The sequence below is a fragment of the Tropicimonas sediminicola genome (assembly GCF_900188335.1).
Classification (GTDB): domain Bacteria; phylum Pseudomonadota; class Alphaproteobacteria; order Rhodobacterales; family Rhodobacteraceae; genus Tropicimonas; species Tropicimonas sediminicola.
Map to the genome: position 1 here is coordinate 236277 of NZ_FZOY01000003.1, position 12762 is coordinate 249038.

The 12762-nt window shown below is 67.0% G+C and carries 13 protein-coding genes; 7 read left to right on the forward strand and 6 right to left on the reverse strand.

Annotation, left to right across the window (positions count from 1 at the left end; all coding sequences use genetic code 11):
• The first annotated feature begins 81 nt into the window (after positions 1–81).
• From CHB86_RS09635 to CHB86_RS09645, 3 genes are all read left to right on the forward strand, one after another.
• Positions 82–1518, forward strand: a complete 1437-nt coding sequence (locus CHB86_RS09635; RefSeq protein WP_089232823.1) for a carbon starvation CstA family protein — start codon at positions 82–84, stop codon at positions 1516–1518.
• Positions 1519–1707: 189 nt separating this feature from the next.
• Positions 1708–2304: a HupE/UreJ family protein gene (locus CHB86_RS09640; protein ID WP_089232824.1), complete on the forward strand. Its 597-nt coding sequence runs from the start codon at positions 1708–1710 to the stop codon at positions 2302–2304.
• Between the two features lies 1 nt (position 2305).
• On the forward strand, positions 2306–2911 hold the full coding sequence (locus CHB86_RS09645) for a HupE/UreJ family protein (RefSeq protein WP_089232825.1): 606 nt from the start codon (positions 2306–2308) through the stop codon (positions 2909–2911).
• Between the two features lie 60 nt (positions 2912–2971).
• Here the strand turns inward: CHB86_RS09645 and CHB86_RS09650 are convergent, their stop codons facing one another.
• Positions 2972–4315 carry a metal-dependent hydrolase family protein gene (locus tag CHB86_RS09650; protein WP_089232826.1) on the reverse strand — a complete coding sequence of 448 codons (1344 nt, stop codon included), beginning with the start codon at positions 4313–4315 and terminating at the stop codon, positions 2972–2974.
• A gap of 461 nt (positions 4316–4776) precedes the next feature.
• Here CHB86_RS09650 and CHB86_RS24175 point away from each other — a divergent pair, with 461 nt between their 5' ends.
• On the forward strand, positions 4777–5226 hold the full coding sequence (locus CHB86_RS24175; protein ID WP_141134863.1) for a hypothetical protein: 450 nt from the start codon (positions 4777–4779) through the stop codon (positions 5224–5226).
• Positions 5227–5359: 133 nt separating this feature from the next.
• Here CHB86_RS24175 and CHB86_RS09655 read toward each other — a convergent pair whose 3' ends face one another.
• From CHB86_RS09655 to CHB86_RS09675, 5 genes are all read right to left on the reverse strand, one after another.
• Positions 5360–6499 (reverse strand): glycosyltransferase, encoded by a 1140-nt coding sequence (locus tag CHB86_RS09655; protein WP_089232827.1) that lies wholly within the window; start codon positions 6497–6499, stop codon positions 5360–5362.
• A gap of 54 nt (positions 6500–6553) precedes the next feature.
• Entirely contained in the window at positions 6554–7240 is a 687-nt protein-coding gene (locus CHB86_RS09660; protein ID WP_089232828.1) for a sulfotransferase family 2 domain-containing protein, read from the reverse strand.
• A 16-nt stretch (positions 7241–7256) separates the two neighbouring features.
• Positions 7257–8282 (reverse strand): glycosyltransferase family protein, encoded by a 1026-nt coding sequence (locus CHB86_RS09665; protein ID WP_176442827.1) that lies wholly within the window; start codon positions 8280–8282, stop codon positions 7257–7259.
• 236 nt (positions 8283–8518) lie between these two features.
• Entirely contained in the window at positions 8519–8926 is a 408-nt protein-coding gene (locus tag CHB86_RS09670; RefSeq protein ID WP_089232830.1) for a c-type cytochrome, read from the reverse strand.
• A gap of 153 nt (positions 8927–9079) precedes the next feature.
• Positions 9080–10579 carry a CoA-acylating methylmalonate-semialdehyde dehydrogenase gene (locus CHB86_RS09675; protein WP_089232831.1) on the reverse strand — a complete coding sequence of 500 codons (1500 nt, stop codon included), beginning with the start codon at positions 10577–10579 and terminating at the stop codon, positions 9080–9082.
• Positions 10580–10684: 105 nt separating this feature from the next.
• Here CHB86_RS09675 and CHB86_RS09680 point away from each other — a divergent pair, with 105 nt between their 5' ends.
• The 3 genes from CHB86_RS09680 (at position 10685) to coaD (ending at position 12752) form a co-directional block, all read left to right on the forward strand.
• Positions 10685–11653: a LysR family transcriptional regulator gene (locus tag CHB86_RS09680; RefSeq protein ID WP_089232832.1), complete on the forward strand. Its 969-nt coding sequence runs from the start codon at positions 10685–10687 to the stop codon at positions 11651–11653.
• Positions 11650–12084 (forward strand): CBS domain-containing protein, encoded by a 435-nt coding sequence (locus tag CHB86_RS09685; RefSeq protein ID WP_089232833.1) that lies wholly within the window; start codon positions 11650–11652, stop codon positions 12082–12084. The genes CHB86_RS09680 and CHB86_RS09685 overlap by 4 nt, the downstream gene beginning before the upstream one ends.
• Before the next feature lie 167 nt (positions 12085–12251).
• Positions 12252–12752 carry a pantetheine-phosphate adenylyltransferase gene (gene coaD / locus CHB86_RS09690; protein ID WP_089232834.1) on the forward strand — a complete coding sequence of 167 codons (501 nt, stop codon included), beginning with the start codon at positions 12252–12254 and terminating at the stop codon, positions 12750–12752.
• The last annotated feature ends 10 nt before the right edge of the window (positions 12753–12762 follow it).

Genomic DNA, 12762 nt, shown 5'->3' on the forward strand with positions numbered 1-12762 from the left:
TGACTGCGGGTCGCGGCGGGTTCAGGCCGCGCTCACAGGACACGTGAGCCGCGCGAGCAACGTCTCGGAGGGACAAACACAATGGCTTTCTTCCTTGCCTGCGTCGGGGTGCTGATACTCGGGTATTTCACCTACGGCGTTCTGGTCGAGCGGATCTTCGGCATCGAGCCGGACCGCAAGACCCCCTGCTGGACCCGTGAGGACGGCGTCGACTACATCAACATGCCGACGTGGAAGGTCTTCTTCATCCAGCTTCTCGACATTGCCGGCCTCGGCCCGATCTTCGGCCCGATCCTCGGTGCGCTCTACGGTCCCCAGGCGCTGCTCTGGGTCGTCATCGGGTCGATCTTCGCCGGTGGCGTGCACGACTATTTCTCCGGAATGCTCTCGGTGCGCAAAGGCGGCGAGTCCATTCCCGAGGTGGTCGGCGACTTCATGGGGATGCCGGCGCGCCAGGTGATGCGCGTCTTTTCGGTGCTGCTGCTGCTTCTGGTCGGCGTGGTCTTCATCCTCGGCCCGGCGAAGCTGCTGTCGAGCATGACCGGGCTGAACGTGCAGCTGCTGGTCTTCTTCATCTTCTGCTACTACTTCGTCGCCACGATCCTGCCGATCGACAAGATCATCGGCCGGCTTTACCCGATCTTCGGCGTGCTGCTGCTGTTCATGACCTTCGGTGTTCTCGGCGGGCTGGTCTTCAACGGCTACGAGCTGCTGCCGAACCTCGATTTCCGGGCCAACGTGCATCCGAACGACCTGCCGCTCTGGCCGCTGCTGTTCATCACGCTGTCCTGCGGTGCGATCTCGGGGTTCCACTCGACACAATCGCCGCTGATGGCGCGCTGCATGCGCAACGAGCGGGACGGCCGCAAGGTGTTCTACGGCGCCATGATCGCCGAGGGTATCATCGCGCTGATCTGGGTCACGGCGGGCGTCACCTTCTACGAGAGCTCCGAGGCGCTGCAGGCGGTAATCGCCTCCGGCTCGCCCTCGGCGGTGGTCAACGAGGTCTGCAACACGCTGCTCGGCACCTTCGGCGGCTTCCTCGCGATCCTCGGCGTGGTGATCCTGCCGATCACCTCGGGCGACACGGCCTTCCGGTCGACCCGGCTGATCCTCGCGGAGACCTTCCGCGTGGACCAGGCGCAGATCTCGAAACGGCTGATGATCGCGATCCCGCTCTTCGTGGTGGCCTTCTTCGTCAGCCGCGCCGACTTCGCCGTGATCTGGCGGTACTTCGGCTGGTCGAACCAGATGCTGTCGATGATGGTGCTCTGGTCGGCGGCGATCTACCTCGCCCAGAAGGGCAAGATCCACTGGATCGCCACGGTGCCGGCCGTCTTCATGACGGCGGTGGATGCGGCCTTCATCCTGCAGGACAAGATCGGCTTCGGGCTCGACCCGACCCTCTCCAACGTGGCGAGCCTCGTGATCGCCGGGGGCGCGCTGGCGACCTTCCTGCGCTATGCCCACCCGGTGCAGCCGATGGGCGGAAAGGGCACGGCGAAGGGCGCCGCCTGATCGCGGCCTGACAGTTACCCAGGAGGAGGGGCCCCGTCGGACATCTGGCCGGCGGGGCCTTTCCATGCGCGGCGCGCCGGGCGGGGAGCGCGTCGCGCGGCATCCCGTCCGGCTGCGAGGCAAAAGTTGTTTGCTTTCCAGAGGTGTCGTACCACTTCGTTGTAAGGACCAGTCTCCAGGGAGTATTCAATGACGCACCGCCTCGCATTAGCCCTTCTCGGGATCACTCTGGCGTATTTCAGTTCGGCCTTTCCCGGTCTCGCCCATACCGGCGAGGGATATGGCGGCGGGTTCGTCGCCGGGTTCACCCATCCGATCCTCGGCTGGGACCACGTTGCGGCGATGGTCGCCGTGGGGCTCTGGGGGGCGTTCCTCGGAGCGCCGGCGATCTGGATTCTGCCGGTCGTCTTTCCGCTGGTCATGGCCTTTGGGGCCGTGGCGGGGATCCTCGGCATCCCCATTCCCGCCATCGAGACCGGGATCGCGCTGTCCGCGGTGGTGCTCGGGCTGATGATCGTCTTTGCCGTGCGGCCGCCGATCTGGGTGGCGGCGGTGATCGTGGGGGCATTCGCGATCTTCCACGGCTATGCCCACGGCACCGAGCTGCCCGCGACGGTCAATGCCTTTGCCTATGCGGTGGGCTTCGTGATCTCGACCGGCCTGCTGCACCTAATCGGCATCGCCTTCGGCCTGCTGGTCCGGTGGCCGGCCGGGCGCACGGCGGTTCGCGGTGCGGGCGGCGTGATCGCGCTTGCCGGGGTCGCCTTCCTGACCGGCGTGGCCTGACGTGACCCGGGCCTGGCGGCTGGCGTGGCTCCCGTTCCTGCTGGGAGCGGGACCGGCCTTCGCCCACAGCCCGGTTCCCGGGCTGGAGGGGTTCTACATCGGGATGCTGCATCCCTTTTCGACCCCCGCGCAGGCGCTGCTGATGGTCGGGATGGGGCTGCTGGCGTCGGGATATGCCAGCGAGCGGGAGCGGTATCACTTTGCCGCCTTTCCGGTGGCAACGATCCTCGGGCTGATCCTCGGGTCCAGCAGCGCGGATCTCGACCCGGCGATGTTCGCCACGGCCTTCGCGGTCTGCGCGCTGGCGGCGCTGGCGCCGGGCAGGGTCCACCTGCTCGCCGTGGCGCTGGTGGCCTTGGGCGGGTTCCTGATCGGGGCTGCGTCCATTCCGGACGCCGGGCCGCTGCGGGACCGCCTCTTCACGATGTCGGGCTCGCTGGTGGGGGCCAACCTCGGCTTGCTCTACCTCTTCGGGATCATCCTCGTCCTGAAGCAGCGCTTCACCTGGGACTGGGTCGGGATCGCCCTGCGCGTCGCGGCCGCCTGGGTCGGGGCGATTTCCTTGCTGATGCTGGCGCTGGGGCTGGCCGGCCCGGCCGTCGCCTAGCGACGGGATTGGCGCCGGAACGAGGTCGCGCGGCCCGGCAGGGGGCCGCGCGGGCTCGGGTCAGTCGAGCGTGTTCTTGTAGATCACGCCGTCCTTCATGATGATGTCGAAGTTCTGCTCCGGGTCGCCCACGAGGTCGAGGTCTTCCAGCGGGTTGCCGTCGACCAGGATGAGGTCGGCATAGGCGCCTTCCTCGATCACGCCGAGCGGGCCGAGCGGGTAGGGCGTGAGCTTCTCCCCGAGTTTCAGCAGTTCGGCATTGTCGCAGGTCGCCATCTTGAGCGCCTCGTAGGGGGTGAACCAGCGCTGCAGCTTGGCGAGCTGCGCGCCCTGCCGGGCGGCGAGGTCGGCGCTGAAGAGCGTGTCGGTGCCGAAGGCGATCTTGACGCCCAGCTCCTTGGCCGTGCGGTAGACGAAATCGGTGCCGTCGGTGACGAACTTGTACTTCGCCTGCTGGAAGGTGTTCAGCGCCGGCGCGTCCTCGTCGTCGAGGAAGGGCTGCATGCTGAGCCAGACGTCCTCGTCGACGAAACGCTGCAGGGTCTCGCGGGTGGACATGTGGCCGTGTTCGATGCTCTTCACGCCGGCGTCGATGGAATGGTTCACCGCCTCGTCGTTGATCGCGTGGGTCAGCACGTAGGTGCCCCAGTTCTCCGCCTGTTCGACCGCCGCCTCCAGCTCCGCCCTGGTGTATTGCTTGACGTGGATCGGGTCGTAGGACGAGGTGACGCCGCCGCCGGCCATCAGCTTGATCTGCGTCGCGCCCTGCATGAGGTTTTCCCGCACGCGCTTGAGCACGTCGGGGACGCCGTCGGCGATGTAGAACATGTCCGACGTCTCGAAGGGGTTCAGCTTGTCCGGGGTTGCGGGCACGTCCTTGGTGGTCCGGAAATCCATGTGACCGGCGGTCTGCGAGATCGCGGGGCCGGAGGGGAAGACCCTCGGACCTTCGATCAGGCCCTCGTCGGTCGCGCGGGCAATGTCGAACATCGGGCCGGCGGTGTCGCGTACGGTGGTGAACCCGCGGTAGAGCGTGTCGCGCTGCGCGGCGGCGGTGAGCAGGTTCCAGTAGCCTTCGTTGGTGCTCATGAGCTGGCCGATGGTGGCCGTGGCGAAGACGCCGTGCCAATGGGCGTCGATCAGGCCGGGGATCAGCACGTGCCCGTCGGCCTCGATGATGGTGGCGAACTCGGGCGGCTCGAGGTCCGGTCCGATGCGCGAGATCAACGGCCCCGCGATGAACACGTCCTGGCCTTCGAGAAGCTCCGGGGAGCATCCGGTGAAGATGCTCGCGCCGCGGATCAGCACCGCGTTCGGCGCGCCGTCGGACCCGCCATCCTGGGCGATCGCGGCGGTGGAGGTGACGGTTGCGGCGGTGCAGAGCATAAGTGCCAGGCTACGCATGAAAATCTCCCTGTCTGGCCCGGGGCCGTGAAAATCCGTTCGCTTCTGCTCTCGGGATGCCGAAACGCGCGGCCGTCTGGACGACGCGTCCTCGTCTCGCGAGAGGATAATCTTCCTACGTATCGTTAGAGCACCGGGGAATTTCTGTAAACGACGACGCCCTGCGACCACTTCGCCATGCGAGGGGAGGTTGGCTGGTCCGGGCCGGCCGCGGCCTTGCGGCGGGGGCTTGTCGCTGCCAAGCCATCGCGTCGCTGGCTGTCTGTGTCGGGGGCAAACCTCCCCTGCGCTGCTCGGGGAGGCGACAGGTCTGCCGAACTGGGCGACATCCAGGACGAGGGCCCCGATGTCTGGACCAAGATAACGATGCGCTTCTCGTCGAAACCTGCTGGCAAATGCTCATACAAGTGGGGGTTGACAGAGATCACAGCCGCCCGACGGCGCTATTGCTATGATCAAATATGTTCTTCGCGTTCGTACTTGGGCCTTTGTTGCTCGTCATTTGGGCAAGTGCGCCACTCATCGTGAAGCCACTTGTATATCCATCCTTGTTTGGCGTGATCTCTTTTTCGGCAACCCTTCATTCTTGGGCCGCTCATGGTATTTCTTTGGCAGTCAAGCTGGCAGGTCTGCAGGTTGCCAATGAAATGGTTGGATTGGCACTAGGTGGGTCGCCGCTTGCAGGAGAATTTGAACTCTTGAGTCCTTTTTCTGCTGTTTATCTTCTCACAATAGGCGCAATTCTTGCATCGCTCGCAGAGTATATCTACTTCAGACCGATTTTGAGATTGCGCGGAATTGCAGGGTTTCGGGTTCTCTACATCTGTAACATCTCAATTGACTGCATTGTCGCACTGCCAGCTTTGATATTCTGGGTGCTACTTTTGTCTGGAAAATTGCACTACATCTGATCGCCAGGCCTGACCGATTTCCTCAAACTGCGGACGTTTCAAAAAACGCGCCATAATCTGATCTGCGAATTGTATTGGCGTTCCGGCTTTAGCCACGGGCGAGGCGGCGCGTCCGTTGGCTGGGGCCGCCGGGTCAGTTCCCGGCGAGGGTGCGCAGGATGGTCTGTTCCAGCTTGGTGAGCAGCTTCGCGTTGTCGAAGCGTTCCTCGGCGGTGGCGCGGGCGGCGTGTTCCATTTCTTCCTGGCGGCCCTCTTCGAGAACGCGGGCGATCTGGGCGGTGAAGCCGGTTTCGTCCCATTCCTCGACGAGAAAGCCGTTCACCCCGTGCTCGACCGCCTCGGGGATGCCGGCGTGGCGGGTGGAAATGGTGATGCAGCCGCAGGCGAGCGCTTCCTGGATCGCGGTGGGCAGGCCCTCGGTGTTGCCGTCGGCGGCGGTGATCGAATGCTGCAGGAAGACCGCGGTTCGGGACAGCTGCTCGCGCACGTAATCATGCGGCATGGCGCCGGGGAAATGCACGCGGTCGCCCGCGCCGAGGCTCGCGGCCAGCGCCCTGGCTTCGGCCAGCAGCGGGCCGTCGCCGATCATCTCCAGCCGCGCCTCGGGGTGGCCCTCGGTGGCGCGGGCGAAGCTGCGCAGGGTGATGAGCGGGGCCTTCTTCTCGACGAAGCGGCCGACGGCGAGGAAAGTCGAGGGCTCCTTCTCGGCCGGCCGGAAGCGCTCCACGTTCACGCCCGAGGGGATGACGTGGCTGTTGGGATGGGTGATGCCTTCGGCGGCGAGGTTGTTGAGCAGGAACTGCGACACCGAGAAGACGCCGGCGAGCTTGGGCATGAGCTTGCGGTAGGCCTTCTGGATGTGGGTGCGGCGCAGGTGCTTGGAGGCGTCGGTGCCGCGGAAATAGGTGAAGACGGGGATGCCCATTTCGTTGCCCAGCGGCGCCACGGCGAGCGCCTGGGTGCCGAATTCCGCCAGGATCACCTGCACCCCGTTGTCGCGCCAGAATTGCGCCAGCTCGGCCTTGGCCCGGCCATAGGGCAGGCGCGAGGTGCCGTGGACCAGCGTGTTGTGCAGCAGCCAGTAGGGGGCGATCAGCCGATCGGCGCCGCCGGTGCCCTTGCGCCGCTCGAAGACCGGCCGGCCGAGCGGGTTCTCGCCGTGGTAGCGGCCGGCCACGATGCAGGTCTCGCCGCCGAACAGGTGCTGGATGTGGCGGTTGATGAAGGTCTCGCCGTTGCGATAGTAGTCGCCGGTCGCGATGCAGCTTTTCATGGGGTCTGGTCCTGGCCTGCCGGTGCCTCGTGGTAGAGTGCGCCGTGCGGGGTTTCAACCGCCGTTGGTGCCGGGCGTGCCGGCGTCAGCGGAGAGGCGCGCGAGCAGGGCGTAGTCCTCGGCATAGAACTCCCGCACCGCCCGGTCCGTTGCATCCGAGATCTCGGGGTACGGAAAGCCGGCCGGCTTGAGCCGCTCGGGTTCGGGGGAGGCATCGGTGCCGGTCGCCGCGTCGAGCCAGCGGAACACCGGTCCGAGCCCGTCCTCCAGCCGGAACAGCGCCTCGCCGCCGGACAGGAATTCGTGCTGCGGGCGAATGTGGTTGCCGCAGACGAAGGGGTCCTTCGGGTAGAGCTTGAAGACGTGGGCGACCCATTCATCGAAGGTGAGGAACAGCTTGCGGCCGTGGATCAGGAACTTGCCCCGGCGGGAGAGATCGCGCAGCCCGAAGCGGGCGTATTTCGGATCGGGCACCTTGGCGCGCCAGCGGAACTCGCTGACCAGGCGGGCGAGCGGGTCGCGCAGCACCGCGAAGCGGGCGTCGAAGAAATCCGGGGCAAAGAGGCCCTCCATCAACTCGGCGTGGAAATGCTGCGGCGTCGTGGCGAAGCCGGGCAGGGTCCGGGAATTGTGGAAGGAGAGCGTGCCCTTGCTGCGCATGTAGGCCTCGACGCTGGTGCCGCCGGCCTTGGGGATGTGCACGAACAGGATCGTGGTGCTGGCGGTGCGCAGGATCGGCACGGGCGGCTCCTCGGGCTCAGGCGGTCAGCGCCGCGCGGATCTCGGCGGCGTGGGCGGGCACGTCGTAGAGCCGCTCGTAGGCCTTGCGGCCATTCTGCGCGATGGTCTTCCGCGCATCGTCGTGCTCCAGATACCAGCGGATCTTGTCCATCATCTCGTCGATGGTGTCGAAGGCAACGTAATCCTGGTCCTCGACCAGCGGGGCGCGCAGGCGCAGCGGGCGGATGGTGTTGGTCGAGAGCGTGAAGGCGCCGGCCCAGAACTGCTCCAGGTGCCGGAAGGTGAAGGGTCCGATGCCCTCGAGCGCCAGGTTGATGCTGCTGCGCATCATGACCTCGCGGTACTCCTGCTTGGGCAGGGGATCGGTGATCAGCGCGGGCGGCACCTGCGCCTTGAACTCCGGTTTCGGGAGCAGCCCGCCGATGGACGTGAGATCGGAGCCGAGCACGGCCTCCCATGCGGCGATCCGGGCGACGTAGCGGTTCTCGGAGACGGTGCCGATGAAGAAGACGTCGTACTCGTCGGGCGTCTGCCAGGCGTAGGTGGACAGCGGCCGGGTGCGGTTGCGCCACTTCAGCCGGTAGGAATGCGAGACCATCGGGTTCGCGAGGTGGGTGGGCACGATCTTGGCGGCGTTCGCGTCGGAGATCCCGTAGCGCCCGGTATCGGCGAAGGGCTCGCGCTTGAAGACCACCTTGAAGCGGTCCAGCAGCGCGTCGGGCGGCATCACCTCGGGCTGGGCGTGGCCGACGAACAGGGAGACCGGCTGATTGAACGGGCGCAGCGCGTCGAGCGCGGCGGAGGGATCTTCCTGCCAGGGCAGGCCGGCCTTGCCGTTGACCACCACCGCGTCGAAGGCGCGGCGCTGGGTGTCCGACAGGGCGATCGCCTGCTCGTACGGCATCCGCGTGACCCGAACCGCCTCGTGCAGCGCGGCCTCGAAGAAGCCGTCCTGGCCGTCGATGAAGCCGATCGCCCAGCGGTGCATCCGCTTGCGGATCTTGCGGCCGGAGCGGTCGCGGGTGATGTAGAGAACGCGCATTGCCTGTTGCCCTTCGCGCAGGAGATCTCCTTGCGGTCGCATGGCGTGACGGCGGGGTCAAGGGCGGCGCGGAGGGTTCCGCGTCGGGCCGGGACGCCGCCGGATTTCCGGTCGGGTTCCCGGCCCGTGATCCATCGGCCGCGCCCCTGCGCAGGCAAGGCAATCACGTGCGGGCAAGCGCGGAGGCTTGCGGAGAGGGCAGGTCAGCGGTTGAAGCCATTGCCGCGCGCCGGCGGCTACTTCTGGATCGATTGCAGGTAGTAGACGAGCGACAGGATGCGGCCCCGTGCGACCATTTCGGCGGTCTCGCCGCGCTGGCTGGTGGCCGAGATCTGGAAGCGTTCGCCCCAGATCGGCATCGTGCTGCCATGCGCCCGGACGCCGTCGCGGCCGTCGATGGTGGTCAGTACCGCCTCGTAGGGGAAGCTGCCGTCATTGGCCTGGGAGAGCTCCAGCAGGCTCGGGGTGGTGATGTTCAGCAGGTCCGCGAGGGGCCCGTCCCCCATGCCGCTTTCGCCGTGGCATCCGGCGCAGGCGACGAGGTATTCCTGCTGGCCCAACTCCACGTCCCGGTCCTGGGCGAGCGCGGCCGTCGGGGCGAGGGCAACGCAAAGCCCTGCGATGAAGATCGACATTCTTTTCATGACCCGTTCCCTCCACTTCGATTGACGTAAGGGAATGATATGGCGGGCAAGAAGGGCTGTCGCTGAGGTGGATCAAGGCGCAGTCGGCGCTTCAACGAAATACCCCGCCGGTTGCCCGGCGGGGTGAGGTCGTTTCGGCAGGGGGCGTGGGGGTCAGTCCATCGCCTTGAAGTTGAACTCGCCGCCGTCCTTGATGCCCGAGAACCAGCGGGCGGTGACCGTCTTGGTCTTGGTGTAGAAGCGGAAGGCGTCGGGGCCGTACTGGTTGAGGTCGCCGAAGGCCGATTTCTTCCAGCCGCCGAAGGTGTGGTAGCTGAGCGGCACCGGGATCGGGAAGTTGATGCCGACCATGCCGACGTTGACCCGGTGGGCGAAGTCGCGGGCGGTGTCACCGTCGGCGGTGAAGATCGCCGTGCCGTTGCCGTAGGGGTTGTCGATCACCAGGTTCAGCGCCTCTTCATAGCTGTCGGTGCGCACCTGGCTGAGGACCGGGCCGAAGATCTCTTCCTTGTAGATGTCCATCTCCGGCGTGACCTTGTCGAAGAAGGAGGGGCCCACGAAGAAACCGTCCTCGTAGCCCTGCAGGCTGAAGCCGCGGCCGTCGACCACCAGCTCCGCGCCCTGCGCGACGCCGGATTCGACGAGGCCCTCGATGCGGGCCTTGGCCTGGGCGGTGATGACCGGGCCATAGTCCACGTCGTCGCCGGAGGTGTAGGGGCCGACCTTGAGCTTCTCGATGCGGGGCACGAGGCGTTCGACCAGCGCGTCGGCGGTCTCCTGGCCGACCGGGACGGCGACCGAGATCGCCATGCAGCGCTCGCCGGCGGCGCCGAAGCCCGCGCCCACCAGCGCGTCGGCGGCCTTGTCCATGTCGGCGTCGGGCATGATGATCATGTGGTTCTTGGCGCCGCCGAAGCACTGGGCGCGCTTGCCGTTGGTGGCGGCGCGTCCGTAGATGTACTGGGCGATCGGGGTCGAGCCGACGAAGCCCACCGCCTGGATGGTCTCGTTGTCGAGGATCGCGTCCACCGCTTCCTTGTCGCCGTTGACGACCTGCAGCACGCCCTCGGGCAGGCCGGCCTCGGTGAGCAGCTCGGCGAGGCGCATCGAGGTCGAGGGGCAGCGCTCGGACGGCTTGAGGATCATCGCGTTGCCGCAGGACAGCGCGGGCGCCATCTTCCACAGCGGGATCATGGCGGGAAAGTTGAACGGCGTGATGCCGGCGACGACGCCGAGCGGCTGGCGCATGGAGTAGAGGTCGATACCGGGGCCGCCGTCATCGGTGAACTCGCCCTTCAGCAGCGAGGGCGCGCCCATGCAGACCTCGACGACCTCGAGGCCGCGCTGCACGTCGCCGCGCCCGTCGGGCAGGGTCTTGCCGTGCTCGCGGCTGACCAGCTCGGCCAGCTCGTCCATGTGCTCGTTGATCAGGGCGCCGAACTTCATCATCACCCGGGCGCGGCGCTGCGGGTTGGTGGCGGCCCAGGCCTTCTGCGCCTCGGCGGCCTTGGCGACGGCCTCGTTCATCTCCTCCACGGTGGCCAGCGCCACCTTGGCCTGGACCTCGCCGGTGGCGGGGTTGAAGACGTCCGTGAAGCGGCCCGAGGTGCCGGGAACGCGCTGACCGTTGATGTAATGGCCGATCTCTTCCATGGGTCTCTCCTCCATGTTGGTTTGGCGGCACAATAGTCTTGCACGAATGCGCCGAAAAGCGGCAGGTTCCCAAAAGGGCTTTGCAAAAATGCAGGAGGTGCCACGATGACCCCGAGCTGGGACGATCTGCGCGTGTTCCTGGCGGTGGCGCGGCAGGGCAGCCTGTCGGCCGCGGGCACGACGCTGGGGCTGGACCCGGCGACGGCCGGCCGGAGGGTGGGCCGGCTGGAGGCGGCGCTCGGCACGGTGCTGTTCCTGAAATCGCCGCAGGGCTATGCGCTGACCGAGGCCGGCGAGCGGCTGATGCCGCACGCGGCGGAGGCCGAGCAGGCGATGGCCTGCGCCGAGGACGCGGTGCGCGGGCAGGGCGACAGGCTGGCCGGCGCGGTGCGGATCGGCGCGCCGGACGGCTGCGCCAACTTCCTGCTGCCGCGGGTGGTGACCGAGATCGTCGCCGCGCATCCGGCGCTGGAGGTGCAGGTCGTGGCGCTGCCGCGGGTCTTCAACCTCAACCGGCGCGAGGCCGACATGGCGATCGGGGTGAGCGCGCCGACGGCCGGGCGGCTGACGGTGCAGAAGATCGTCGACTACCGGCTGGTGCTGGCGGCCTCGCGCGGGTTTCTTGCCAAGGCCGGGCCGATCCGGCGGCTGGAGGACCTCCGGGGGCAGCGGCTGGTCGGCTACATCCCGGAGATGATCTTCGACAAGGAACTGGACTACCTCGGACGGCTGGGCGTCGACCGGCCGCAGATCGCCTCCAACTCGGCGGCGGTGCAGTACCAGATGGTGCGCGCCGGCGCCGGGCTGGCGGTGACCCATGATTTCGTGCTGCCGGGCGAGCCGGATCTGCAATGGGTGCTGCCCGAGCAGTTCGCGCTCGACCGGAGCTTCTTCCTGATCCGCCACGCCGACGACGCGCGGGTACGCCGGCTGGCGCGCTTCGCCGAGTTGCTGGTGGCGGGGATGCGCCGGGAAATGGCCCGCGTGCGCGAGGCATTGACAGAAGCCTCCGGCTCGGTGGACGCTGGGGAAGGAGACAGGACAGGACATGCCGGGGAGGAGCCAGCAGTATGATCGTGCAACAGATTTTGAACGGGAAGCCGATTTCGAACGTGATCACGGTGGCGCCCGGCGACAGCGTCGAATCGGCGGCCAAGGTGCTTTCGGACAACCGGATCGGCTCCGTCGTGGTTTCGGCGGACGGGCGCTCCTGCGTCGGGATCCTGTCGGAGCGCGACATCGTGCGCGAACTGGGCAAGCGGGGGCCGGGCTGCATGGCCGACAAGGTCGAGGTTCTGATGACCGCCGTCATCGAGACCTGCGGGCTGGCCGATGACGCCGAGGAGATCCTGACCCGGATGACCGACGGCCGCTTCCGCCACATGCCGGTGGTCAAGGACGGCGAGATGATCGGCATCATCTCCATCGGCGACGTGGTCAAGGCCCGGCTGATGGAACTGGCGATGGAGAAGGACGCGCTGCAGGGGATGATCATGGGGCATTGAGCCCCCGCGCTCGCCACGTCGCGGCCGGAGGGGTGCGCCCAGATGGCCGTGGATCGCTGCGCTGCGGAATGTTAAGCGTGCATGACAGATCAGTTGGTGGTCCTGCGGCGTGTCTCGGGGAGGCGGGTGCGTTGGGACGCGCCGGAGCCTAACAGGGAGCCACCACCATGCGCATCGGGCTGTACCCCGGGACCTTCGACCCGGTCACCCTCGGCCATCTGGACATCATCCGCCGGGCCACGGTGCTGGTCGACCGGCTGGTGATCGGGATCGCGATCAACCGCGACAAGGGTCCGCTCTTCGACCTCGAGCAGCGCGTCGAGATGATCGAGGCGGAATGCGTCAAGATCTCGGCGGAGACCGGCTGCGAGATCGTTGCGCATCCGTTCGAGAACCTGCTGATCGACTGCGCCCGGGACGTCGGCGCCGGCATCATCATCCGCGGCCTGCGCGCGGTGGCGGATTTCGAGTACGAATTCCAGATGGTCGGCATGAACCGGCGACTCGACGCCTCGGTCGAGACGGTGTTCCTGATGGCGGAGGCACAGCACCAGGCGATCGCCTCCAAGCTGGTCAAGGAGATCGCGCGGCTGGGGGGCAATGTCTCGCAGTTCGTGACCCCGCCGGTGCGTCTGGCGCTGCAGGAAAAGCTCGGCTCCGACTGCTGAGGGCGGCGGC